Raw genomic sequence first — 26,931 nt, forward strand, 5'->3', positions numbered from 1 at the left:
CCATGACTGACTGCCTCCTTGCTGTTGAAGGTTCTCCGCTCGCCGCCCGCTGCATGGGCATGCCCATGCAGCGTCTCGCGCTCGCCACGATGCTCGCTCTGCTGCCTTCGATCGCGATGGCGGGAGAGGACTCCGGCACGAAGCTGCAGACCCTGGACGAGGTCAATGTCCGTGCCGTTGGCGCGGACACCGCCCCGTTTCTGCCGACCGCCGGTCGGCTCGGGTTGCCGCCCGCACAAACGCCCGCCACGCTCGATACGATCGATGGCGAGACCATGCAAACGCGCGGCGTGCAGAGCGTGGAGCGTGCGGTGCTGGCGCTCCCTGGCATCACCGCAGGCGGTTCGCCGGGCGATCTGTCCGACCTGTCGATGCGCGGCTTCACCGGCAGCCAGATCACCATGCTACACAACGGCCTGTATCTGGGGCCATCGGACATGGTCACGCGCCCGCAAAACACCTTCAATTTGCAATCGGTGGAGGTGCTCAAAGGCCCCGCGTCGGTGCTCTATGGGCAAGGCGCGATCGGCGGCGTCGTCAACGTGATCGACAAACAACCGCGTTTTGACCCGATCAGCAACGACCTGCTTGCCGGCGCATCGCGTTTCGGTGGTCGCGAGTTCGGCCTGGGTAGCGGCGGAAAACTCAACGACGTGCTCGCCTACCGGACCGACATCAGCCGACTGTCCTCCGACGGTTTCGTGCATGCCACGGGCTCGAACGTCCTCAACGCCAGTTCGGCCGTGCTGTGGCGGCCACGCGACAATCTCAGCCTGCAACTGACCGTCGATTACGCCAACGATCACCCGAGCACCTATTTCGGCACACCGTTGGTCCCGGTCGCCGCAGCCCACGCACCGCTGCGCGGCATCCTGCACAGCGCCGACGGCAGGGTGGTGGATGCGGCATTGCGCTACAACAACTACAACGTCACCGATGCGCGGATTTCCTCCCGGCAACTCTGGCCGCAGGCCACGTTGGTCTGGTCGCCAAGCGAACACATCACCGTGCGCAGCCTGTTGTTCGCGTTCGACGCATCGCGGCGCTGGATCGACGCGGAGAACTACGCCTACAACCCCGCCAGTGGGCAGATCGACCGCGATCGCTTCTTCGTCTTCCACCAACAGCACCTGTGGGGCAGCCAGACCAGCGTGACCTTCGACCAACCCCTGGGCGCACTACCCAACCGATTGGTGGTCGGGCTGGATCACAACCACCTGCGCTTTGTGCGCGAGCGCGGCTTCCCGGATGGAGACAGCGTCGATCCCACACTACCCGGACCAACCGGGGTGTTCGGCATCCGCCAACCGCGGCGCAGTCCAACCACGTGGAACAACACCGCACTCTTCATGGAAGATGCGCTGGACGTCGATCCACGCCTGAAACTGGTGCTGGGCGGACGCTGGGAAATCCTGGATCTGGACCGGCGTAACTTCGATGCCAATGGCCAGTTCCAGGCCGCGAGCAGCTTCACCCGCCGCTATCGCCCCAACAACGCGCGCATCGGGTTGGTGTATGCACTGAGCCCCTCGTTGACTCCCTACCTGTCCTACACCACCGGCAGCGATCCGCCTGGCTCCAATATCTTCCTGGTCAATGCCGGCGAGGACTTTGGGCTCAGCCACGCACGCCAGTACGAAGCCGGGATCAAGGCCGCCAGCAGCGAGCAACGCGCCAGTGCCACCCTGGCCGTGTACGACATCCGCCGCGACAACATCCTCACCTTGACCGGGCAAGACACGCTGGACAACGTCGGCGCGCAAACCTCGCGCGGCGTGGAACTGTCGCTGACGGCACGGCTCGGCGCGCACTGGGCGGTGGATACCAATCTGGCCTACACCGATGCCCGTTACCACAATTTCATCGACAACAACGGACTCGACGTCTCGGGCAACCGTCCACCCAACGTGCCACGCACCGTCTTCAACGTCGGCACCCACGTGGACAGCGTGGGCGGCCTGCCACTGGAACTCGGGCTCGACCTGCATCGCGTGGGCGCACGCGCGGGCAACCTCGCCAACACGTTGCAATTGGAGCACTACCTGCTCACCGACGCCTACGCCACCTATCGGTTCACGCCGTCGCTCACGCTGAGCTTGCATGTGGACAATCTGTTCGACAAACCCTACGTGCAGTGGGCCGATATCTACTATCCGCAGCAAGTGATGCTGGGCCAACCGCGCAGTTACGCGCTGAGCGTGCGTGCCACATTCTAGTCGGCGCGTCTGGGCACGACTGGCCTGGCTGCACCGCTGGCTAGGCGTGCTGCTGTGCCTGTCCTTCATGGTCTGGTTCAGCAGCGGGATGGTGATGCTGTTCGTGCCATTTCCATCGCTGCCGGACACGGCGCGTTGGTCGCACAGCGAACCGCTGGCGCTGGCGCAGGTCCGGATCGCGCCGGCGATGGCACTGGCGCACAGCCACAGCGATGCGGGTTTGCGCTTGCTTTCCGTCGCGGGGCAGCCGCGCTATGTGATTGCGCAGGACGCACAACTACGTAGCCTTGATGGGCGCACCGGCGCCCCGCTGGGGCTGTTGAGCGCCACGCAGGCCCATCTCGTGGCGGCACGTTTCGGGCATGCGCCAGTGCGTCGGTTAACCGGCCCGCTGGAAACGGACCAGTGGATCGTGCATCAACGCTTCGATCCCTGGCGGCCGTTCTATCGCGTCGATATGGACGACTCGCAAGACACGACGCTGTACATCTCGGCACGCACCGGCGAGGTGATGCAGCGCACCCGTGCTGTCGAGCGTCGTTGGAACTGGCTGGGCTCCATCCCGCACTGGGTGTACTTCACGGTGTTGCGGCACGACTTCGGCGCGTGGGATCGCAGCGTGTGGTGGCTGGGACTGACCGCCCTGGTCGGCGCACTGACCGGCACCGCACTCGGCCTGTACCGCAGTTGGCACTATCGCCACCGCAACGCTGACGGCTGGTCGCCCTACCGCGGCATGTTGAAGTGGCATCATGGACTGGGCCTGGCGGGCGCCGTCATCGTGCTCGCCTGGATCTTCAGCGGTTGGCTGTCGATGGATCATGGCCGGCTGTTCTCGCGCGGCCAACCCTCGGCGCAAGCGCTGCAACGCTACGCGATGACCGACCTGCGCACAGCGCTGACCAAGGCCACGCCGGCCATGCTGCGCGCGTTGGACGGCAGCAGCGAGATCGACTTCCAAGTCGTCGGCGGCCAGGCCTGGGCGAGCGGATATGGCGGCAGCACCGCAACCGCCACGCTCGGCATCCAGGCCGATACCGGCGATGCACGCCTGCTGTCATCGCCGGAGCGCGCGCGCGCCATCCGCAGCGCGGCCCAGCATGCTTGGTCGGTGGCGGCAACGCCCAGACCACGCGACGACGCGCTGTATCGCGAAGCCGATGCCATTACAACGGATGCCTTGCGCATCAGCTTGGTGGCCCCGCAAGACGCCGAGCTATACATCGACACGCACTCGGGCCACCCCTTGCTGCTGCTGGACGCCAGTCGCCAAGCCTATGCCTGGCTGTACTTCGCCCTGCACACGACGCGCGTTCCGGGGCTGGTCGAATACCCACGTCTGCGCATCGCCCTGCAACTGCTGCTGTTGACCACCGGCTGGTGCCTGAGCCTGACCGGGACGATTCTGGCAGTGAAGCGGCTGCGTGCGACCGCGCGGCGGCGGCGCACGCGATGATTCGCCAGGATTGACTAGACGCCCTCGGAACAGCGCGAGGAATGGTGCCCGGTGATGAGCCAGCGCCCCTCGATCTCTTCGAAGGTGAACAGGAAACGCGCATTGACCGGCTCGCTGGCCCCGTTGCGCTCGAACACGAAGGTGTAAAGCCCACCGATCACCACCGTGCCGAGCTTGGCGCTGACCCGCTTATTCTGCACGGAGATGCCGCAACTGATCCCATCGGCCGCGAGGAAGGACGCAAAGTACGTCCGACGATCCTCGTCGCGACCGCGGATATCGTCAGACAGCGTCGGCACCAGAATGGCATCGGGCGCGTACAAGGCAAGCAAGGCATCGATGTCGCGGCGGCCCACTGTCTCGGCCCAGCAGATCAGCACCTTGCCCGCCTCGGTCAAGCAATACGCGGCGGTGCGCTCGACAACAGCGGAACGGCGATCGACAGGCCCAGCATCGGCGGTCATGGGGGAGTCCTGAGTTGTGGGGACGATGGGCGTGTCGCTGTGGCGATGGTTGTTATTTTATAACAACTGAGGGCGGAGGCCATGTGAGTCGCCCAGCCAGTGGCCGGCTTCGTCGTACAACGTTTAGGCTGTGGTTGTGTCCAAAGTTCAATTTACAGACTCCTTTTTGCACACATAGTTTTCACTGGAAGGCCATCTTTATAGGCGTAATACTCCACGCACTTCCTGCCATCTTTGATGATTTCACGCTTTCCAATATCACTAGCCCTCCAAAAGTCGCCCAGTGAGGTGCTTCCCTTTTGATCCCAGTCCATTTCAGACCAAGAGTAACCTTTTCGGAAACTCGCAAATGATTTGACGGACAAATATATTAACGAGAGCACTACCATTGCAGTAAAAAAACCAGCCAACATACGCTTTAATGTGCCCATGGCGCACTACCTCCATTAGAAGGAATTCTTGCCGGGTATGATTTAACACCATTAAAGATGGACATATCAAGCAACTGGTTACCCAGAGAAACAGGCATTATCTGGTTACCGGTATCGACCCCCATCCCCTTCAAACAATCCTGAACAGGGGTTCCACAATTATTAGTAGCAAAATTGTATTTATCGCGAGGCTTTGACAAACACTGCTCCAACTTCGCCTCCTGATCCGGCATCAACTTAATCAATACCTCCTCGCCATCACGGAACGAATTCTTTTTAACATAGTCCACCGTCGGCATGACTGTCATGCCACCAGGACCAAAAGAGTAAGTAGTACCATTGACGTCTGTCGATACATGCCCAAATGAAGACTCACCCCAGCCAACTGGCTGCCATATGGTTACGCCAGTTTCCAATCCCAGGGGATCAATAACGCTTAGCGGATCCCCCAATACATATGAATAGGTATTAGGACCACCACCCAACCCAATCGGATCACTCTGCACATAGCGGCCAGCGTTCATATCGTAATCCCGGAAGTAATTCTGATCGAGCCCACTCGCCGCATCATACCGCTGCCCCGGGAAGCGCAGGTCGAGCACGAACGCGGTGCCGTCATGATCCGGGTCCTGATCCGGGGCGGTGTTGCCGAACGCTTCGCCCTTCAAATCCCAACGCCAGATCGCCACGTCGCGCACCGGATCGATCACCGCGCGGGGACTGCCCAAATGGTCTGGCTGGATGTAGTTCAACGTGGTGCCTGCTGCCAACACGCCTACCGGCAGATCATCCAGCCAGATCGCCTGTTGCAGTGGTGCGCCATTCCCGTCGTAGTCGCCCAGCCAATGGCCGGCTTCGTCATACAGCGTGTAGGTACTGTTCGTACCCAAGAAACGCTGCACCTGTTCGCCTCGACCGTTGTAGCGGTATTCCATCGCCACCGCGCCGTTGCGCTTGGCCTGGCGCAGGCGGGTGCTGTCGTCGTACACGAACTGCTGCGCGCTGCCGCCGATGCTGGTGGTGTTGCCCGCCGCATCGTAACTGCGATTGGCGCCATCCACGCTTGCCAGACGATGGCTGTCGGCCGGGTAGACGTAGTGCTGCGTCACGCCGTTGACCTGCGCGCTGAGCCGGTTGCCGGTGGCGTCATAGGTGTAGCCATCGATCACCGCGCCGGTCGGGCCGTCCTTGAATGCACTCAACCGGCCCAGGGCGTCGTAGTCCAGGCTCACCACCGGCGCGGTATTGCCCGGCGCGGTCAGCGCGCTCAAATTGCCCGCCGGGTCAAAGGCGAAGCCCACCGCCAGCCCGTCGCTGCGCGTGTCGCTGATCGCCTGCGGGCGGTAGTCCTGATCCAGCACGCGTTGCATCGGCCGACCATTGCCGTAGGTCCAGCCCGCCACCGGGCCAAACGGGTAGTAGCTGGCATTGGTCAACAGCACCTGCCGCGTGCCGCCCACCGGGGTCACCCCGACCTCAGTGGTCTGGCCCTGCGCGTTGCGCACGTAATCCACCACAGCGCCATCCGGATAGGTCAGTTGGCTTAACTGCCCGCTCGGGGTGTAGGCGTAGCGCAGCACGAATACCTTGCCGTTGGTGGTCTGTACCTTGCGCACCAGGTTGCCGAAGCGGTCGTAGCAATAATCGGTGCTGCCGCTGCCGTCCTGCATGTGCGACAGCCGGCCGACCGCATACGTCTCGCCGCTGGCGCAGGTGCTTGGGCTGAGGTCGTAGCTGTAGCTGACGTTCAAGCCAGCATCGGGATAGGCCACGCTGGTCAGCCGGTTCAAGGCGTCGTGGCTGTAGGTGGCAGTGACCCCGCGCGCATCGGTCTGCGTGGCGCGGTTGCCGGCGCTGTCGTAGGTGTAGGTGGTGGTGCCGGTGTCCGGGCTGGTGAGCGTGGTCAGGTCGCCCAAGCCGTTGTAGGCATAGGTGGTGTCCAGGCCCTTGGGATCGGCGACCTGGGTGACGTGGTCCAGCGCGTCGTAGGCGAAGGTGGTCTGCGCGGCGATGCCGCCGACATCCTGCAACGTGTGCGCCAGGCGGTCGAGCGGGTCGTAGTCGTTCTGGGTGATGTGGCCGAGCGCGTCGGTCACTTTCGTGGTGTTGCCGTTGGCGTCGTAGCCGAAGCCGGTTGCATTGCCGCTGGCCGTGGCCTGCGTGGCCAGTTGGCCGAGTTGGTTGTACACGCGCGAGAGCGTGCGCTTGAGCGTGCCCGACGCGTCCTGGGTGTCTTCCTTGAGCCGGTTGCCGGCGTTGTCCAGGGTGTAGTGGACCGTATTGCCAGCATTGTCGGCGATGTCGGTAAGGCGATGCGCCGCGTCGTATGTGAAGGCGGTGAACGCACCACCGGGCTGGGTGATCTGCTTGACCAGCCCGGTCGGCCAGTAGTCGATGCGGGTGATACGGTCGTCGGACTCGCTGCTGTCGTCGCTCCCGCGCACCTTGCGGGCGGTGAGCCAGCCACGCGGGTGGTAGGTAGAGTCGGTGATCACGCCATTGGCGTCTTTCACCGACAGTACGCGGCCGGCGCCGTCGTAGGCCAGATACTCGGTGACCTGGCCCAGGGCATTGGTGACTTTCCACAGGTCACCCTTGCGGTGCGCGCAGGTGGTCGGCGATGCGGCGCAGGCGCTATCGTCGGAGGGGTAGTAGGTGTAATTGGTGGTGGCGTCGAGGTCGGTGCGGGGGCCGGCGACCGAGGTCACCAAACCCAGCAGCGGGCAGCTTCCGGCATCGATGTCGGACTGCTCGCAGTAGGTCGTGGTGGACGTGCGGGTAATCCCCGTTGCCGGATCGGTGTTGGAGGCTGTGAGCGCTTGGCCGCGGGCGTTGTAGCTGAAAGACTGGATCAGACTATTCCCAGCATTGCCTGCGTGAGAAGAAACGGATGTCGGCATTGACAGGACGTCATCCCAAACCGTCTCCGTCACACGTTCGTTTCCGCCTCCTAAATCTTCATGTTTTTTTACAATCCGCCCTTTCAGGTCTTTCTCATATGTCACATTCGATCGATTGCGAGAAATCCCCGCTATGAATCCAGATGCATCATAATCGTAGTTTACCACTGACGCAGCACAACCACTGCATGAATCAACAGACTTAATCAACCTTCTTCCGTTATTGAAGACTTCGAAATAAAAATCCTTGTTCGCCCCAAGCGGATCGATGACCGAGACGTGATTGCCAGAATCGTCATAACTTAGTTGATAACGATTCACTCCAAGCGCATGCTCTGTCGATATTGCTCTTGAAGCGTTACCATATGTAAACGTGGAATACTCGACATTCAGCTCATCAAATTTCTTGGTCAATTCAATGGCATTGCCATTCGAGGAATAAGCGTAAGCAACAACGTCGCCATCATGACTGACAGAATTCAAATGATTGCCGTCATCATATCCATAGGCAATTGATCCGCCATCCGGAAGATCAATTCGATCAATTTTCACATAATTTAAATAATGGATGGATGCTACTCGTCCATTTGGGTTGACCAAGCTCACCGGTTGCCCTGCCGAATTGTGGACCACCAAAATTTTCGGTACTCCACTTCGCTCAACCGCTGTCAGATGCCCCTTGTCGTCGAACACGTCCGTCTCGCTTCCATTCTTCAGCCTCCAGCCGAGGAATATGCCATCCGGGCTTTTCACTTCAGATAAATCAAACATCGCGAGATCTGATTGCTGGCTGACCCAACCACCATTTCCTGATCGCACAAAAAGAATATTATTTCCATTCGGCGTCAATGCGAAAATAAATCCACCGCCAGCTCTGTCGCCAACAATTTCGGAATTAAGGATACTACTCCACCCCATCCCCAATGGCGTGGTCCGAGAACTATTGGAAGAGAAGGTCTGATCCAGGGAAAATCCTTCAAACAATGCATCTGAACGACGCTCCACCTTGTTCCCTCCAGAGCACGAAATTGGGTTACCCACTTCAACCCCGCACTGGGGCGGCTTCGAACTATCGACAGCACTCGACCACCGACCACAATTCCACTTCGTTTTTCCAGACGCATCATAGTCTGCAACAAGCGTATAACTAGATGGACAATAGTGCACCGGGATGACCCAATTCTGCCCAAGATTCTCATAGCTAGAGCCAACAGGAGATCCGGATTGATTTGGTCCAGTATATAAAACTTCGTGATCGCAGCCCGGGCTGGCGTCACCAGTATAATTAATATTTATTCGAACCGAACCATCACTACCCTGCAATGGCGCTAACGCCAACTCACACGCCTGCGTACCGTCATTAAAAGAAGGATAACCGCTAAAAAAATCATCATTGATTTGAATGGAATATTTTGTTATGGCAGGAAAGCTAAACCAAACAATATCAGAAGCAAGCGCCACTGAAACAAAAAATAAACTCAAATAAATCAGAATAAATATGCGTCTAAAAAAGGAAATCATCCCGGTCTCCAGAAATTATAAATTCAATACGACTATCTTCAAAGCAAAGTCTTTAAACATGATTTTTAGAATGTGCGCACGTGCATGAATCAAATGCTGCAAACGCTCTACACTCGCCCCAAAAACCGCTCCCCCACCATCCACTCAATCGCATCCAAATCCGGCAATAACGCGCTTTGTTCGCCGAGTAATACGCGCATGTGCACGCCGGGAGGCAGGGTTTCTTCGGAAGCGTCGGCGAGCAGGCCGTCGCGTGGGACGGAAATCAATTGCGGGAAAGATTCGGTGGGCAGGGCGAAATACGGTAGTTGGGGATTACCGCCCAGCGCCTTGAGGACGACAACCTTGTTGTTGGCCGCCACCGCTTCGCCGCCGAGGCCGGTCAGGTGCGCGAACGACAGCAGCGGGACGTTCCAACCGTACCAGGCAATCTGACCAAGCAACCAAGGCGGGACGTCGGCCAGCGGTTGCACCGAGGCACGCGACATCACTTCGGCGATGGTGGCGTTGGGCATCAGCAGGCGCTCGCTGCCCACCTGGATGAGGACACCGCGGATTTCGTCGTTGCTGGCGTAGCTGCTCATGGAGTAGGTCGTCTTGGAACCGGGAAAAACGCGCGGGCGCGGCTCAGCCGCCCCACCGCGCGCACAAGGCTTGGGCAAGTTGCACCGGCTCGCCACCGGGATGGCCGCGAAGGATCAACTGCGTGGCAGCGGTGGGGTCGTAGCAGCCCTCGCCCGACTGCCCGGCCACCCAGGCGCCGTGCTCGGCCAGCGCCAGCACGGTGTCCACGTGTTGCGGGTCGCTCCCGCTGAGCAGCAAGACGGCGCTATGCGCGGCAGGCAGGCCATCGACAACGCAGGCGCCAGCGGCCTGCACCACGAAACGCAGACCGGCAGCGTCGACGCTGCGCACGCCGATGTCCTCGGGCAGGATGTAGACGTGACCGGCACAAACCGGTTCGTCGGCTTCGGCCAGCAAGACCGGCAGTGCGGACACCCGCGCGATCTGCTTGACCAGGTTGGCGTAGCGGCCACCATCCAGGCGCAGTTGCACGAGCAGCGGCAGCGGGAAATGCGATGGCAACGCGGCAAGCAGGCGCCGAATCGCGTCGGGACCGCCGATGCCCGCCATCACCAGGACAGCTCCCGGCGCGGCAGTTGCCACATTCGCAGCAGGAGTCTCAGTGCCAGTGCCAGTGCCAGTCGGAGTCGGAGCGACGGCGCCAGCATTGGCCGTCGTGGCGCCGGCCTCCGTTTCCAACGCAACCAGCGACAGCCCTTCGGTCGAGATCGCGATCCGCTCCGCGGGTGGGCGCGGTGGCGGCGTGACCAGCGCAGTGTCGTGGTCGACCAAGGACCATGATGCACTGGCCGACGGCGGCGCGGCGGGCGAGGACGGCGCAGCGCGGACCAGCGGTGGCGTGAGGACAGGATCGGCGACGGGCTCGGTGTTATCCGCGAACGACAGGTCTTCGAAGCCCGGTGCGGCATTGCCCGGCGGCTGCCAGGTATACAGGGCATCGCTCGGGATGCTCTCGGCAAAACTGGCCGCTTCTTCGAGATGCAACTGGATCGACGCAGCGTCAGGCACCTGCGCAGGAGTGGCGGATTCTTCGAGATGCACGCGGATCGACGCGTTATCCGGCGCTTGCGTCGAAACAGCAGGCGCCGGCACTTGCGACTCGGGCGACAGGTCGCCGTCGATCTCGCCCCCCGGCGGCAGCACGTCCTGGTGGCCGTGCAGTTTGGCCGCCAGGTGCCGTACCCAACGCTGGGCTTCCCAGCCTTCACGACGCGCGGCCAATTCGGCCTCGTCGAAAATCACAGTGATGCCTGGCCGCTCCAACGCGGTTTCCAGTCGCTCCAACGCCTGCTCGATCGCCGGTTCCAGCGCGATCAGCACCGCAGCAGGCGCGGCGTCCGCCAGCGTCTGTGCATCGACCGCCTCGGGGGTGTCCTCCAGCACGATCGCCGCGCCAGCAAGATGCAGCGCCTCGCGCAGGCGTTCGCGCGCCATCCCCGGACGCGCCAGCAACGCAACCGACGGAGCGCTCGCGTCGCCGTCAGTCGCGAACACGAGCGATCCCCAATAAATCGTATACGTTACGCATCAAATCCAACTCTTGGTATGGCTTGCCGAGATAGCGCTGCACGCCGAGTTCGAAGGCACGCTGGCGGTGTTTTTCGCCGCTGCGCGAGGTGATCATCACGATGGGGATAGCAGCGTAGCGTGGGTCGGCGCGCATCGCGGCGGCCAGTTCGTAGCCATCCATGCGTGGCATTTCGATGTCCAGCAGCATCAGATCGGGGACGCGCTCCTCCATGAGCTCCAACGCCTCGACACCATCGCGTGCGGAGACCACATCGAAGTTGTGCCGCTCCAACACGCGTCCGGTGACCTTGCGCATGGTCAGCGAGTCGTCCACCACCATCACCAGCGGCATGCGACGCTGGGCCGTCGGCGCTGTTTGCACCGACGGCCACAACGGCTGCGCCAAATAACGCCGCACGAGCGGGGCGATGTCCAGGATCACCACCACGCGGCCGTCGCCGGCGATGGTGGCGCCGTAGATGCCGGGTACCGAAGCGATCTGCAGGCCTACCGGCTTGACCACGATTTCGCGGTTGCCCAGCACTTGGTCGATCGCCACCGCCGCGCGCAAATCGCCCGCGCGCACCAACAGCAGCGGCACCTGCGCCAGGCCTTCGGCGCGCGCAGGTGCCTGCCCGAGTAACGAACCGAGGTCGTACAGCGTGTATTCCTCGCCGCTATAACGGTAGCCACCATGGGCCGCTTCGAAGCGCTCGCGACCGATACGGCCGATGCCGCTGACCGAGGCCACCGGCACAGCGAAGGTGGTGTCGCCGATCTGCACGAACACCGCCTGGGTCACCGCCAATGTCTGCGGCAAGCGCAGAGTGAAGGTGACACCCTGGCCGCGAACCGAATGGATATCGACCGAACCGCCGAGCTGACGCACCTCGTTGCGCACCACATCCATGCCCACGCCCCGGCCGGCCAACTGGCTGACCTGATCGTAGGTACTGAATCCAGACGCAAAGATCAGCGCATCCAGTTGCGCGTCGGACAGCACCGCTTCGGCGGCGATCAAGCCACGTTGTTCGGCACGTCGGCGGATCGCCTCGCGGTCGAGCCCGGCGCCATCGTCGGCCACTTCCAGCACGATTTCCGAGCCTTCGCGACGCAGGCGAATGGCGATCTCGCCGTCCTCGGACTTGCCGGCGACAAGGCGTTGTTCGGGCATCTCCAGACCATGGGCGACCGAGTTGCGCAGCATATGCTCCAGCGGCGCGACCATGCGATCGAGCACGTTGCGGTCGAGTTCGCCGTGGGTGCCGTCCAGACTCAGATGCACGTGCTTGCCGGTTTCGCTGGCAGCCTGGCGCACCACGCGACGCAGGCGTGGCACCAGTCCGTCGAACGGCACCATGCGCGCGCGCATCAGGCCATCCTGTAATTCCGAGCTGACGCGCGCCTGCTGCTGCAACAGGCTATCGTACTGCCGCGCGAGGTCGTCGAGGACGCTTTGCAGGCCGCCGAGGTCGGCGGCAGATTCGTTGAGCGCACGGCTGAGCTGTTGCAGCGTGGAGAAGCGGTCCAGTTCCAGCGGGTCGAAATTCTGCTGGGTCTGATCCTGTTCCCGCTGGTAACGGGCGACGATCTGCGCCTCGGTTTCCAGATCCAGACGCCGCAACTGATCGCGCAGACGCGCGTTGGTGCGCTCCAGTTCGCCCATCGCACCACGGAACGCACCTAGCTGCTGCTCCAGCCGCGACCGATAGATCGCCACTTCGCCGGCTTGGTTGACCAAGCGATCCAGCAGATCGGCGCTCACACGGACCTGCTCCTGCATCGGTCGCGCGATGGTCGCCTCGTTTTCCAGCGCGCCCTCCAGCGGCAACGGTGCCGACAACGCTGCAGGTGCAACGCTGGCCGACCACGTTTGGCTGCCGGTGGAAGTGGCCGGCTCGGCGGCATGGTCGGCTTCGGCGACGGAATAGTCGGCTTCGGACGCCCGCATCACGCCGTACGCGCGGGTGCGCGCGGCGAACGCGCCGATCAGGTCCACGGGCTTAGCCACCGCACGGTGATTGCCGGTGAGCGTCAGCAACTGGTGCAGGCGGTCGAAGCCGCGCTCGAGCGACTGCACGTCGCGACGGTCGAGCTCAGTGCGGTTGGCCGCGACTGCCTCCAGCAGCGATTCGATGCCGTGACCGAGGTCACCGATGGCGTTGATGCCGGCCATGCGCGCACCGCCCTTGAGCGTGTGCAGGTCGCGCTGCAGGCCGCCCAGCAGATCGCGGTCCTGCGGCGCAGCCCGCAGCTCCGCGACCAGGCGGTCGCAGTGATCGAGCAGATCCTTGCCCTCTTCGACGAAAATATCGACCAGTTCGCGATCTAGGTCGCTGAAATCCAGCGGACCGAGATCGGCAGCCGATAGCTCGGCCGGCGCAACATCGGACCGTCCTGACTGCGGCGTGTCTGTGTCTGATGCTTTTTCCAGCGCCGTCTCCATCTCCGCAACGACGGCGAGCGATACGGTCACTTGATCTTCGCCAGCGGTCAACGGCATCGCCACGGTCGGTTCGTGGAGCTGGTCGTCCTGCACCAACACGGTCTGATCGCCGGCCTCGCGACCGGCCGGCATCGCCGCGATATCGGGGACGGTCGCTACCGGCAAGATGTCCTCGCCGCGCGCTCCCGTCATCACTGCGGCAGCGGATGCATCGTCGCCCTGCGGCATCGACGATGCGACATGCGGGTCCTGCTCCGACTGGTTGGCATGTGCATGTGCGACGTCAACCGTGTGCTGCAACTGCGCGCTCGGCGCCGCGTCGGCTTCCGCGACACCACTGCAATCGTGCGCTACCGTATCGGCCACGCGCGCGGTGTCGGGCAGATGCGCGGTATCGTCCAGAAACGCCGACAGATCGTCGGCGGCAGTGAATTCCACCACCGGCAGCGACTGCGGATCCAGGCCATCTTCATGCTGCGCAGAAGGTGCGTCTTCGTCTTCGTCATCAGCAATGGTCGGCCACTGCACTTGCGGCAGTGTGTCCACCAGCGCTTGCAGGCGCTGCGCCAATTCGGTGAAACGCGGAATCAGCGGCGATGGTGCCTGTAGTTCCTCGATGGTGGCGGCGATAGCATCGCCGGCATCGGCAAGCGCGCGCACGCCTTCGGCATCGACCACGATACCGGCCGCCAACGCACGCTTGACGTAGCTTTCGGCCGGCCCGGTAACGGCGGTGATTTCCGGCACTTCGGTCATCGCGAACGCGCCGCTCATGGTGTGCACGGCCCGTAGCAGCGCTTCGGTCGCCGGCTGTGGCGCCGCCTGTAACCAGGCGTGGATCGTTTCCAGATGGGTCGCAACTTCGGCATCAAGGATTTCGAGCAGCACGCTGTCCACCGACGCCGGCGTGCCGACGCGCGGCGCATCGGCCGTGGCTGGCGACGCGACGGCGTAGTAAGCCTCTTCGCCAGCGGCGATCCGCTCGATGACCGCCTGCAACGCATCGAGGTCGGCGTGGAGTACGCCATCCCCACGCAACGCCGCGTTGAACTGCGGTAGCAGCGCGTAGGCCTGCTCGACCATCGCCACGACCGCAGGACTGACCGGACGGGCGCCGTCGAGCACGCGGTTGAGCATGCTTTCGATCTTCCAACTGAACTCAGCGAGCACGCAGGCACCGACCAGGCGGCCACTGCCCTTCAACGTGTGGAACACGCGCCGGATCGGCCGCAGGCTGTCCATGTAGCTTGGCGCGGCACGCCAGGCCGGCAGGAGCTGACCGAGATTGACCAGTTCTTCATCGAATTCTTCGAGGAAGACAGCGCGGATGTCGTCGTCGATGGCATCATCGCCTTGGATGAAACCCGCATCGACAGTCGTCGCGGCAGCGGCGGACGCGTACTGGCCTGCGCTGCCCGCCTCGGCGGCCGTGGCGGCTGGCGGAGCCGTATCGGTACCGCGCGTCGCCAAAGTGTTGGCGGTGACGAGATCGAACTGCGCCAGAGCGATCTCCGCATCGACGAGAGCCGCAGCGGCCACCTTATCCGGCTCATCCGCGTCGAGGGCGACAGTGTGCGGCGACGCAGGCACCGCATCGTCGGCGTCGGCGTCGGCGTCGGCGTCGGCATGCACGTTGTCGCCGGAAATACGCTGCGCCCCAGCCTCCGTATCGATTACCGGTGGCTGCGACGCCTCGTGCCAATCGAGCCCATACGCCTCGTCGGTCGCGACCATCGGCACGTCGGCGAAAGCCAGCGCATCGTCCAATTCGATCGTCAGCGTGTCCTCGGATGGATCGGTCGCCACCGACATGGCGACAGGCGTCTGGACGATGACAAGACTCGGATCGTCCTGTTCGCCCAGATCGGGATCGGGCGTATAGACGGGAGGCCCGGCATATTCGGCCGCCACCGGATCGAAGCCAACGACAGGCGGCAGCGACAACCCATCCGCGCGTGCCGCCGAGGGAGTGGCCTGCGGGCGGAAGGCCGCGTGCTCCAACTCCAACGTTTCGAGGTCAATGTGTAGCGGCTCGGACGTGCCGTTCCACGCCTCCTGCTCGGCGGCGACCGGATCGAAGCGCCGTGCCTCCGAGCTGCCATCGACACTGCCTGCAGGCGTCATCATGAGCGTGACGCCCTCGACCACGCCGGATCCGCTGTCGACGTCGCTGTCGATGTCGGCCTGTCCATTGGCCGCATCCAACGTCCACTGTGGTACCGACGACGGTATCTCCGGCACCGGCGTATCCACGACCGGGGCCAGATTCCAGGCAGATATCGACGGCGGCGCGACAGCCTCCACAACCGTTTGCTCGGGCGAGGGCGTCGATTCACCTTGCGGCGTCGACACAACACTCGGCAACGGCCAGTAGCGCAGCGCCTCCAGACTGCTATGGGCGATGTCGAGAATCTCCTCGCGCCCAGGGCGACGCGCGCGCAGCGCCTCCAGGTAGTACTCCAGACTGGCCATGGCGTCGGCCAGGGTGTCGAGTTGGCGGCCACTGGGCACACGGCGCTTACCGATCAGTTCGATGGCAACGTAGCGACGCACGCCCTCCAGGTAATCGGCCGGCCGCGGGAGTTGCAGCATGCGCAAGGCGCCGGCAACCTCAGCGAGCAGACGCGGCACCTCGACCAGGCGTTCGTGGTCCCAATTGGTTTCGATGAATGCGACGACATGCTCGCGGGCGTTGCCGAAATTGGCGATCGCCTCTTGTGCCAGCGCTTCCAGCGTGCGCCGCGCCTCGGCAGCGCTGGCATCGTCATGAACGTCGACGCTGGCGCCCAGGTAGGCCACTTGATCGTCGAGCGAGGCGTCCACGTACAGCAGCGCGCCGGCGATATCCAACAATAGGGCTTCATCGGCCTGGCGCTCGCCATCAACGATGCTGCGCAGCGCATCGCGCTGCTGCACCACCACGCTGCGGGCCACCTCCAGCCCCATCACTCCAAGCGTATCGGCAACACTGGCCAGTTCGGCAACCTGGGCCTGCAAGGCGGCGATATCGGCGCCGGTGCGCAGGTGCAGATCGAGCGCATCCTTGACCCGCAACAGTTCTTCCTTGACCGCGGTACCGACGGTGTCCAGCAATTCGCGGTTGCGACCGCTGATACTGCCACGGGCATGATCCAGTTCGGCCTGGGAGGCAGTAGAGGCATCCGGGGACAACGCCAGTAACGCGCTTTCACCCAAGCCGCTTTCGCCGCGCAAGGTGCGGATCTCGTTGAGCAATGGCAACAGCACGATCGGAATGTCGCGGTGCCCGTCCTGCAGACGCTCCAGATAATCCGGCAGCAGCACAGTACCGCGCATCAACGTGGCACAGGCCTCGTCGCGGTCGAGCGTGTGGCCGTTCTGCACCGCGACCGCCAGCAACTCCAACTCTTCGGCCACCATCGCCGAGGCGTATAGCTCGACCATGCGCAAGGTAGCCTGCACTTGGTGCAGGTAACGGGCGCAGAAGCCCATGCGCCCGGTATCGTTTGGCTCCTCGACGAATGCTTCGATTTCGCCACGCACCTGGCGCAGGATTTCGTCCAGTTCCGGCTTGACCCAGCCCAGCGCGGCATGAGTCATGGTATCGCGCAGCGCACTCATTGCCGTGTCTCCGCAGCGCGGCATGCACGAAGCCGTATCAAGACGGAGACCATGTGCGGGAGTTGTTCACGGTACGTCATGTGCGCTTCCTTCCACCCGATTCCAATCCGCTCACGCCGGCAATTTGAAGTCGGCGACGGAGCGCCGTAGATCAGCGGCCAACTGCGCCAGCCGGCCAATCGATTCGACGGTCTGCCCGGCGCCTTGCGAGGTCTGCCCGGTGATGCGACGAATCACGTCCATCGTCTGGGTAATGTCGATCGCCGCCGCCGATTGCTGATGGGCGGCGATGGAGATGTTCTTGATGAGAATGTTGAGCGCGTTGGACACGCGCTCGATTTCGGTCAACGCGGTGCCGGCGTCCTCGGCCAGGCGCGCACCAGACACCACTTCGGAGGTGGTCTGCTCCATCGAATTGACCGCTTCGTTGGTGTCGGCCTGAATGGTCTGCACAAGACCTTCGATCCGGCGGGTCGCACCGGAAGTACGTTCTGCAAGCCGCTGCACTTCGTCGGCGACCAGAGCGAAACCGCGCCCGGCCTCGCCGGCAGAGGCGGCCTGCACAGCGGCATTGAGCGCCAGGATATTGGTCTGCTCTGAAATGTCGTTGATCAGTTCGACGATGGAGCCGATTTCCTGAGTCGATTCGCCCAGGCGCTTGATCCGTTTTGAGGTTTCCTGGATCTGATCGCGGATCTGGTCCATGCCTTGGATGGTCTGGCGGACCACACCAGCACCCTCGGCGGCAATCACCACCGAGCGCTGCGCGACTTCGGCCGATTCGCTGGAGTTGCGCGAGACTTGTTCGATGCTGGAGGCGATGTCGTTGATGCGCACGGATGCCGAACCGATCTGCTCGGCCTGGCGACCTGCGGCCTCGGCCAGTTGGCGCGCGGTGGCCTGGGTTTCCTCGGCGGACACGGCAACGTTGGCCGAAGTGTCGTTGATGGTAGTGACCAGATGCCGCAGCTCGTCGACGGCATAGTTGATCGCGTCGGCGATGGCGCCAGTCATGTCTTCGGTCACCGACGCTTTGACCGTCAGGTCGCCTTCGCCGAGCGAGCTGATCTCGTCGAGCAAGCGCATGATCGCCTGCTGGTTGCGGCTGTTGTATTCGACCTGGGTCTGATAGCGGATTTCCTGCTCGCGGCTACGACCACGCACGCTGGTCCAGACGAAGCCGACGATCGACAGCAGCACCGACAGGCCGGAGATCACGCCCAGCCAGAAATTCGGAAACAGACGCGTGTCGCGGATGGAGCCGAACGCGGAAAAGGCGTCGAACAGCTGCTTGCTGTCGTCCAGCATTTTATCCGAGCCGTCGGTCAGTGCCTCGGCTGCGGCCTGCGCAGCGAACAGGCTGCGCGAACTCGCCAGTAACGCGTCCAGATCCTTTTTCATTCCCATCCACTGTGTCTGCGACTGCTCCAACGCGGACAAGGCTGCGGCGTTGCGCACCGGGACAATGCCCAATTCCTGGTTCCCGTTGCGCAAACCATCGAGCATCTGCCCGAAGACCACCGCGTCGCGCGCCAGCGCGTCACCCGCGTTGACCGCACGGGGACCGCCGGCACGCATTTCGGTGACGCGGCGTGCCATGGTGCCGGCCACAACCACCTGCTGCAGTGTGTTGTAGATCTGCGCGGCGGGGGCGCCGCCGACGGTCATCGCGCGCACCACTTCGTTCAATTGCGCCTGTAGCTGCGGCACGCTGGCGACGAAGCGTTCGGCATTGCCGGCCAAGGCCAGCACAGCAGGTTCGCTGTCCACCACCTGCTGCGCATTCTTGGCCAATGGCGCCCAGATGCGGTCAAGCGTCTGCAACGGCCCCGCCACACCAGCTTCCTGGGCATAACGCGCATTGAGCTCGGCGACGGTGTTCTCGACCCGCAGCTTGGTCTGCTTGAATTGCTTGTAGGTATCGGCGTTGCCGTACACCGCGTCGCGGCTCTGGTTGGCGAGCTGCTGCGACAACACCTGCAAATCGGCCGCACCGGTGCTGGCGCCGGCCAGACGATTGCTCTGCCAGGTCGCGACACCGGTATTGGCGCCGAACACGATCAGCGACAACGTCAGCAATCCCAGCCAGGAACTCGTGCCTACGCTGCCGAACTTGCTGGCCTTGCGGGCGTCCGAAGCACTACTCATGATGCGACCTCAATCTTCGATGCGGAAGCAGGCCACGCGCTCAGGCGGCGGCTTGACGGAACTCGGGGGTGCGCGACAACAGCGACAGCGAGAACACGCCCCAGTCCTGAGCGTCGCTACGGAAAGCGCGGTCGATGAAATGCACATAACGCCCCTGTGCCAGATCGCCCGGCTCTATCGCCTGCGCAGCCGTGAAACTGCGCTGACCGAATAGTTCATCGATGGTCAGGGCGACGTCGCCACCACTCTGACGCACGATCAGGACGCGCTGACCTTCTTGCAGCGCGGTACGCTCGCCTTGCAAGAACTGTTTCAGATCGATCACCGGAAACAGATTGCCGCGCAGGTTACCAACACCCAGTAGCCACGGCTGCGCGCCAGGCACTGGGGTGACCGACGGCATCCGCACGATCTCCACCACTTCGCGGAAATCCGATACCAAATGGCGCTTGCCGACGCGAAAGCCAACGCCACGCCAAACGTTCTCGTCGAAGGCCAGCTCGGGCATTTGCACCGCGTGGGCCAAGCTGCGTCGCTCGTACGCTTCGAGGATATCGAATGCGGAGCGCACGTCAGCCGACCAATTGGTTGATGCGCGCGATGAGTTCATCTTCCCGCGGCGGCTTGACAATATAGTCGGTAGCGCCCTGGCGCATACCCCAGACCCTGTCGGCCTCCATGCTCTTGGTGCTGATGATCAGCACCGGGATATGCCGGGTCGCTTCGTCGCGCGACAGTGCACGGGTCGCCTGAAAGCCGCTCATGCCCGGCAGCACCACATCCATCAGTATCAGATTCGGCAACTGCTCGCGGGCGAGTTTGAGCCCGTCCTCGGCGTTGTCGACGGCCAGCACCTCGTAACCGGCTTTCTGCAGCCACTGCGTGAACACCGCTCGGTCGGTCGGTGAGTCCTCGATCAACAAGATTCGGGCCATGCTTCCTTTCCCTTGGTTAGGCGTTGACGTAAGTACGTATCGCGCCCAGCAGTTCTTCACGTGTAAAGGGTTTGGTGAGGTACTGCTCGGATCCGACAATGCGACCGCGTGCCTTGTCGAACAAACCGTCCTTGGAAGACAACATGATGACCGGGGTCGCCTTGAACAACGTGTTGCCTTTGATAAGCGCACACGTCTGATACCCATCCAGGCGTGGCATCATGATGTCCACGAAGATGATCTGCGGCTGCTGATCGGCAATCTTGGCCAGCGCCTCGAAGCCGTCCGTCGCGGTGACGACTTCGCAGCCTTCGCGCTTCAACAATGTCTCGGCGGTACGACGAATCGTTTTCGAATCGTCGATTACCATGACCCGAAGCCCTGCGAGCGCCCGCCCCGCAGTCGTGTTTTCACTCATTTACTTGCCCCTGAACCGCGATGCTGCATCGGATCCGGCATCGCTGCAAAACGCCATGCTTCACAGGACCGGCTATGACTGTAAAGGTTGCCATCACAGGTCTGCATTGAAGCAATTCCCAGCGCTAACCACGTCACATTTTGACGGATACAGTATAACAGCGCACTGACCCGCGCAGCGGTCGTTGCGCGGCATCGCCACCGACCCGCTACCATTCTCTGTTATGTCTCCCGAGTGCCGCCATGCCGTTCGATGTCATCGTGGTGATGGATCCCATCGCCAGCATCAAAATTGCCAAAGACACGACTTTCGCGATGCTGCTGGAAGCACAGCGCCGCGGCCATCGTCTGCACTACGTGCGTCCCGGCGGACTCAGTCTGCGCGACGGCCGCGCCCTGGCCCAGGCCGCGCCGCTGCGGGTGCGCGACGACAAGGCCGGCTGGTTCGAGCTGGACGCGTTCGCCGACCTGGCGTTCGGCCCCGGACAGGTCGTCTTGATGCGCAAGGATCCGCCGTTCGATGCGCAGTTCCTCTACGACACCCACGTGCTGAGCGTGGCGCAGCGCGTCGGGGCGCAAGTGGTCAACGATCCGCAAGGATTGCGTGATTTCAACGAGAAGCTGGCCGCGCTGCTGTTTCCGCAATGCTGCCCGCCGACCCTGGTCAGCCGCGACGCGGCGGCGCTGAAAGCCTTCGTGCTCGAACACGGCCAGGCGGTGCTGAAACCGCTGGACGGGATGGGCGGACGTTCGATCTTCCGCAGCGGCAACGGCGACCCCAACCTCAACGTGATCCTGGAGACGCTGACCGACGGCGGGCGCACGTTGGCGCTGGCGCAGCGCTTCATCCCGGCCATCAGCGCTGGCGACAAGCGTATCCTGCTGGTGGACGGGGTGGCGGTGGATTACTGTCTGGCGCGGATCCCGCAAGGCGACGAGTTCCGCGGCAACCTCGCCGCCGGCGGTCGCGGCGAAGGCCGCTCGCTCAGCGAACGCGACCGTTGGATCGCCGCACAGGTCGGCCCGGAAATGAAGCGGCGCGGCATGCGCTTCGTCGGCCTGGATGTGATCGGCGATTACCTCACCGAGGTCAACGTCACCAGCCCCACCTGCGTGCGTGAGCTGGACGCGCAATACGGTCTCAACATCGCCGGACTGCTGTTCGACTCCATCGAAGCCTACCCGGCGCGATGACGGCGGGGATCGCGATGCCTGCGCCGCGCATCGGCGAGCGTGAACGGCTCGGCGTCACCCTGGTGCTGTCGTTGATCGTGCATGGTCTGCTGATCCTCGGCATCGGCTTTGCGATCGACGACGACGCCCCGCTGGTGCCCACGCTGGACGTGATCTTCAGCCAGACCAGTACCCCGCTGACCCCGAAGCAGGCGGACTTCCTCGCCCAAGCCAATCAACAGGGCGGCGGCGACCACGCCACGCCACAGCGTCCACGCGAGAGCCAGCCAGGCGTGGTACCGCAGCAGGAGGACGGGGTGGCCCCGCAGGCGCTGCGCGCGCAAACCGCAGCTGCGGCCCCAGAGCCGACACCGCGAGTCGTCAGCAGCGTCCGTGGCGAGGAGCCGCTCCCGCTGGCGCAGACCCAACCGCTGACCGACGATCCGCTGCGCCCGGTGGACGCGCAGCGCGAACAGCGCGACGCGGAGATGGCACGACTGGCCGCCGAGGTTCATCTGCGCTCGGAACAGTACGCCAAGCGCCCCAACCGCAAATTCGTGTCAGCCAGCACCCGCGAGTACGCCTACGCCAATTACCTGCGCGCCTGGGTCGATCGTGCCGAACACGTCGGCAACCTCAACTATCCCGACGACGTCCGCCGCCGCCAATTGGGCGGCCAGGTGGTGATCAGCGTCGGCGTGCGCCGCGACGGTAGCGTCGAAAGCAGCCGCATCCTGCGCTCCAGCGGCGTGCCGATGCTCGATGCCGCCGCACTGCGGATCGTCCGACTGGCGCAGCCATACCCACCGCTGCCGCACACCCACGACAACATCGACATCCTGCAGGTGACCCGCACCTGGGTGTTTCTGCCCGGTGGCAGCCTGCGCGACGACCGCTGAGCGGCACACGCATGCGGGATACATCGAAGTCGCGCAGGACTCAGCACAGAGGAACAGCCGGTGTTTTGCGCCACCCTCATTGACTGCCCTTATCGAAGGGCATTGCGCGCTTGCGCCGCCCCTCCGCGGCGTGGCACGCCCGTTCATGACGCACCCTAGATAACCATTCGTACCGTTCATATCACCACGCGGCATTTCTGAACAGGCGTCGTCTTGAGGTTAATAATGCGAGAACGTTACCGCGTGCAACGCCTCCCGACAGACGAGTGGAGCGGCACTTGGCGGACACGTCACCGTCCCCGCCCTCCGAGCCTTTGCCTTCATGAAAACGCCCCACCTCCTGCGTCGGCCCGCCCTGCTCGCCCTGGCGCTGAGCGCCGCCCTGACCGCACCGCTGGTCCAGGCCCAGTCCACGACCGGCGCACTCGCCGGCCAGGCCCCCGCCAACGCACAGCGCATCCTCGTCCGCAACGACAGCGGCCTCAGTCGCGAAGTGGACGTCGATGCGCACGGCCACTACAGCATCGGCCAACTTCCCTTGGGCACTTACACTCTCCTCGCCAAGGCGGCCGACGGCAGCGTGCTCGACCGCCGCGAGGGCGTGAGCCTGACCGTCGGCACGGTCACCGATGTGTCCTTCGCCGCCGTCACCCGCCTGGCCGGCGTCAACGTCAGCGTCGACCGCGCCGCCGCCACGATCGAGACCGGCAGCGTCGACTCGCGCACCGTGATCAACGCCGAACAATTGCAGCGCTTGCCGCTGGGGCACTCCGCCGAGGCGATCGCGCAACTGGCGCCCGGCGTGGCCGGCAACAGCGGCAACGGAAGCTACATCGGCCCCAACGGTGCGCAACTACTCAGCTTCGGCGGCTCCTCCGCGGCGGAGAACGCGTACTACATCAACGGCTTCAACACCACCGATCCGCTGCGGGGGCTGGGCGGACTGACCCTGCCCTACGGCAGCATCGAACAACTTGAGGTGTACACCGGTGGCTACAGCGCCAAATACGGCCGCTCCGATGGCGGCGTGATCAACGCGGTCGGCAAACGCGGCAGCAACACCTGGCATTTCGGCGGCCAGACGACTTGGGAACCCAACGGCCTGCGCAGCGCGCAGCGCGACGCCACCTTCCCCGACAATGGCGCCTTGTACCGACCGGATAGCCAGAACAGAACCACACTCTTCACCCAAAGCGTGTACGCGGGCGGCCCGCTGATCCAGGACAAACTGTTTTTCTTCGGATCCTACGAATTACAGCACCAGAACGGCGGCCAATTCTATGGCGCACGCGACCCCAACCCGTCCTACTACGACTATCAGTACCGCAAGCCCAGTTGGTACGCCAAGCTCGACTGGAACATCAGCGACCATCAGTTGCTGGAAATCACCGGCGCCTCCAGCCGTTACATCACCCGCGGCACGTACTACAGTTACAGCGGGGATGACATCGGCGCGCTGCGCGGCAGCGCCGACACCACCAAGACCGGCGGCGATCTATGGACCGCCAAGTACACCAACTACCTCACCGACCACCTGACCTTCAGCGCCCAGTACGGCAAGCAGCACACCGACGATTACACCGGTAATCCGAGCTATGACGGCAGCCTGACCTATATCTCCGGGGCTTCGTTCCAGAATCCCGCGTACACAGGCGGCACGCCGATCACCAACGCGCAGACCACCGCGCTACTGATCGATCCGCGCCGGGGCAACCGCACCGATAACCTGCGCCTGGAACTGAACTACGTCATCGGCGCGCACACCCTCACCGCCGGTATCGACAACCAGAACGCAAGCGCCCTCAACCGCGGCTCGGTGGCCTCGGGCAACGGCTACTACTGGATCTATGGCCAATCCAATCCGCAGGTGCCGATCAATACCGGACTGGGCGTCCCCGCCACCGGCGGCTACCCCAACGGCCAGGACGGCTACTACGTGCGCCGCTACGTCTACAGCGCCTTGGCGTCGGTACGCGCGGCACAGCGCGCGCAGTACATCGAGGACAACTGGCAAGCCAACGAGCGCCTGCTGCTCAGTCTCGGCCTGCGTCTGGACCAGTTCACCAACGACAACCGCGACGGCGCCCCCTACATCAAACAGACCAGCGGACAGTGGGCGCCGCGCCTGGGGTTCAGCTGGGACGTCGACGGCGATGCGCGTTTCAAGGTGTACGGGAACGCCGGCCGCTACTATCTGGCGCTCCCGCTCAACCCAGCGTTCAACGCCGCCGGCGCGACCCTGGCAACCTCGACGTACTACACCTACAGCGGCATCGACGCGCATGGCGAACCGACCGGCCTGACCCAGATCTCCGGCGCGGTTTCGAGCAACAACTACTACGGCATCCTGCCCGATCCGAAGACAGTCGCCACCCAGGGCATCGCGCCGTCTTACCAGGACGAGTTCATTCTCGGCTTCAACAAGGCCTGGGGCGAGGCCTGGGTCTACGGCGCCAAGGCCACCTACCGCGTCCTGCGCAGCGGCGTGGACGACTATTGCGATAGCGCCACCGTATTCGCCGCCGCCGCCGCGCAAGGGCATACGGTGACATTGGACAGCAACCCAGTCAGTTGCTGGCTGATCAATCCAGGCAAAAGCAACACTTTTACCCTGGTCGACACGTCGGGCAATCACGTCAGTGTTCCGCTGAGCAAGGCGCAATTCGGCTTTCCTGAGTTCAAACGCAACTACTACGCGCTCAACCTGTCGCTGGAACATCCCTTCGACCAGCGCTGGTATGGCCGCATCGATTACACATGGTCGCGTAGTTACGGCACCAGCGAGGGCCAGTTGCTCTCCAACATCGGCCAGACCGCGGCCTCGACAACCGAAGCCTGGGATTTCGCGCCCTTGATGGAGCACAGCAACGGTCCGCAAAGCAACGACCACACCCACCAGTTCAAGTTCTACAGCTACTACCAGCTCACCCCAGAGTGGCTGCTCTCGACCAACCTCAAGCTGCTGTCGGGTGTGCCGTTCATTCCGCTCGGTTCTTACGGCCCACAGCAGAGCGACCCGTCCGGTTATGGCATCACCTACCACTATTACCAGGGCAAGCCAGCGCCCCCCGGCAGCCAGGGACGCCTGCCGTGGTTAAGCCAACTGGATCTGGGCGTGGCATGGCGACCAGCGGCCGCCGACCACAAACTCTCCTTCGCCCTGGACGTGTTCAACGTCTTCAACGGCCAAGCGCCACTGTGGAAATACCCGTATTCGGAAACCGACCCCGGCCAGCGCGATCCCTTGTACGGCGCGGCGCTGGTGCGCCAGAATCCGCGGACGATACGCCTGAGCGTCAGTTACGACTACTGAGCGCGGCCATAGCAGAGCGCGGCAGAAGCGGCCGCCGCGTGGTGAGGTTCATCGCGCGGCGCGCTGGGCGTGTTGCTCGGTCAAGGTCAGCGCGACGTTGTCGCGCAAGTACGCCGGTTCGACCTGCTCCGGCGCGATCGCCTCGCCGCGCGCATGCGCCACCACGGCCAGGGCCAGCACGTCCGCGGCATGCGGCAGCGCCTGCGCGTCGGCGCTGCGCCAGTGCGCACCGAAGCGCCGCTGCAAGGTCGCCTCGACCGCCCCCAGCCCCGTGCCGACAGCGCTCCAGGCCGCATCCGGCTCCGGCAACACGAATGCGTCCGGATGCAGCACCTGCTCGCAGGTCGACGCTTGCAGCGTGCCATCGGCCTGCCGCGCATACGTGGCCGTGTAGACCTCGCCCATCCGTGCATCGATCGTCGCCAGCACCCGTGGCGCCGTCGCAGGCGCGCGCAGCGCCAACGCCTGCAACGTGGACACCGGCAACACCGGCAACTCCAGCGCCAAAGCGATGCCCTGGGCCAACGCGATCGCCAGACGCACGCCGGTGAACGCGCCAGGACCGCGTCCGAACGCAATCGCATCGAGTTGGCGGCGACCAATACCCGCCTCGGCCAGCAACTGTTCGGCCCACGGCAGCGCCAGCTCGGCATGGCGCCGTGGCGCCAGCTCGAAGCGTTCCAGCACGCGGCCACCGACGTGAACCGCGACAGAGCAGGCTTCGGTGGAGGTTTCGAAAGCGAGGATGTTCATGGGATGCCGGAACTCGGGCCCCGTGGCCGGGGAAAAGCGCGAAGAGGGCGGATTGTATCGAGACGACGAAGCCGCGACACGGAACACACAACTGCGCACCGCTCTCGACAGCCCGCACACGCTCAAACGAGTCAACCGAAAACCGCACGCCATTTCGCAGAAAAC

General features: G+C 63.4%; 15 protein-coding genes. 5 read left to right on the forward strand and 10 right to left on the reverse strand.

Annotated elements, in window-relative coordinates; genetic code table 11:
* Nucleotides 1-59 precede the first annotated feature (59 nt).
* Nucleotides 60-2,216, forward strand: coding sequence for a TonB-dependent receptor (locus XalbCFBP2523_RS08350; RefSeq protein ID WP_249027720.1), 2,157 nt, complete (start codon nt 60-62; stop codon nt 2,214-2,216).
* Nucleotides 2,203-3,672, forward strand: a complete 1,470-nt coding sequence (locus tag XalbCFBP2523_RS08355; protein WP_230599111.1) for a PepSY domain-containing protein — start codon at nt 2,203-2,205, stop codon at nt 3,670-3,672. Before XalbCFBP2523_RS08350 ends, XalbCFBP2523_RS08355 begins: the two co-directional genes overlap by 14 nt.
* Nucleotides 3,673-3,686: 14 nt before the next feature.
* Here XalbCFBP2523_RS08355 and XalbCFBP2523_RS08360 read toward each other — a convergent pair whose 3' ends face one another.
* The 9 genes from XalbCFBP2523_RS08360 to pilG form a co-directional block, all read right to left on the reverse strand.
* The gene (locus XalbCFBP2523_RS08360) at nt 3,687-4,136 is read right to left on the reverse strand and encodes a DUF4440 domain-containing protein (protein WP_012916717.1); all 450 of its coding nucleotides are present in this window, start codon (nt 4,134-4,136) and stop codon (nt 3,687-3,689) included.
* Between the two features lie 418 nt (nt 4,137-4,554).
* On the reverse strand, nt 4,555-8,988 hold the full coding sequence (locus XalbCFBP2523_RS17110; RefSeq protein WP_230599113.1) for an RHS repeat-associated core domain-containing protein: 4,434 nt from the start codon (nt 8,986-8,988) through the stop codon (nt 4,555-4,557).
* A 107-nt stretch (nt 8,989-9,095) separates the two neighbouring features.
* Nucleotides 9,096-9,572, reverse strand: coding sequence for a chemotaxis protein CheW (locus tag XalbCFBP2523_RS08375; protein WP_045760896.1), 477 nt, complete (start codon nt 9,570-9,572; stop codon nt 9,096-9,098).
* Nucleotides 9,573-9,615: 43 nt separating this feature from the next.
* Nucleotides 9,616-11,007 (reverse strand): chemotaxis protein CheB, encoded by a 1,392-nt coding sequence (locus tag XalbCFBP2523_RS08380; protein WP_170064230.1) that lies wholly within the window; start codon nt 11,005-11,007, stop codon nt 9,616-9,618.
* 46 nt (nt 11,008-11,053) lie between these two features.
* The gene (locus XalbCFBP2523_RS08385; protein WP_045766083.1) at nt 11,054-17,128 is read right to left on the reverse strand and encodes a hybrid sensor histidine kinase/response regulator; all 6,075 of its coding nucleotides are present in this window, start codon (nt 17,126-17,128) and stop codon (nt 11,054-11,056) included.
* Nucleotides 17,129-17,239: 111 nt separating this feature from the next.
* Entirely contained in the window at nt 17,240-19,276 is a 2,037-nt protein-coding gene (locus tag XalbCFBP2523_RS08390) for a methyl-accepting chemotaxis protein (protein ID WP_045764584.1), read from the reverse strand.
* A gap of 40 nt (nt 19,277-19,316) precedes the next feature.
* Complete coding sequence (locus XalbCFBP2523_RS08395; RefSeq protein WP_045766084.1) at nt 19,317-19,847, reverse strand: chemotaxis protein CheW; 531 nt, start codon at nt 19,845-19,847, stop codon at nt 19,317-19,319.
* A gap of 1 nt (nt 19,848) precedes the next feature.
* Nucleotides 19,849-20,211, reverse strand: a complete 363-nt coding sequence (locus XalbCFBP2523_RS08400) for a response regulator (RefSeq protein ID WP_045766085.1) — start codon at nt 20,209-20,211, stop codon at nt 19,849-19,851.
* A 16-nt stretch (nt 20,212-20,227) separates the two neighbouring features.
* On the reverse strand, nt 20,228-20,629 hold the full coding sequence (gene pilG, locus XalbCFBP2523_RS08405) for a twitching motility response regulator PilG (RefSeq protein ID WP_045728072.1): 402 nt from the start codon (nt 20,627-20,629) through the stop codon (nt 20,228-20,230).
* A gap of 242 nt (nt 20,630-20,871) precedes the next feature.
* Between pilG and gshB the strand changes: the two genes are divergently transcribed.
* The 3 genes from gshB to XalbCFBP2523_RS08420 all read left to right on the forward strand — a co-directional run bounded on the left by gshB (nt 20,872) and on the right by XalbCFBP2523_RS08420 (nt 26,013).
* A complete protein-coding gene (gene gshB / locus XalbCFBP2523_RS08410) occupies nt 20,872-21,822 on the forward strand; it encodes a glutathione synthase (RefSeq protein ID WP_045766086.1) in 951 nt (316 codons plus the stop codon).
* Nucleotides 21,819-22,700 (forward strand): cell envelope integrity protein TolA, encoded by an 882-nt coding sequence (gene tolA, locus XalbCFBP2523_RS08415; protein WP_045766087.1) that lies wholly within the window; start codon nt 21,819-21,821, stop codon nt 22,698-22,700. Before gshB ends, tolA begins: the two co-directional genes overlap by 4 nt.
* Before the next feature lie 322 nt (nt 22,701-23,022).
* On the forward strand, nt 23,023-26,013 hold the full coding sequence (locus XalbCFBP2523_RS08420) for a TonB-dependent receptor (RefSeq protein ID WP_045766088.1): 2,991 nt from the start codon (nt 23,023-23,025) through the stop codon (nt 26,011-26,013).
* A 48-nt stretch (nt 26,014-26,061) separates the two neighbouring features.
* On the opposite strand, the gene tsaB is transcribed toward XalbCFBP2523_RS08420, so the two are convergent.
* The gene (gene tsaB / locus XalbCFBP2523_RS08425; RefSeq protein WP_045766089.1) at nt 26,062-26,766 is read right to left on the reverse strand and encodes a tRNA (adenosine(37)-N6)-threonylcarbamoyltransferase complex dimerization subunit type 1 TsaB; all 705 of its coding nucleotides are present in this window, start codon (nt 26,764-26,766) and stop codon (nt 26,062-26,064) included.
* Nucleotides 26,767-26,931: the final 165 nt, after the last annotated feature.

The sequence above is a fragment of the Xanthomonas albilineans genome (assembly GCF_002939705.1).
GTDB classification, from domain to species: Bacteria; Pseudomonadota; Gammaproteobacteria; order Xanthomonadales; family Xanthomonadaceae; genus Xanthomonas_A; species Xanthomonas_A albilineans.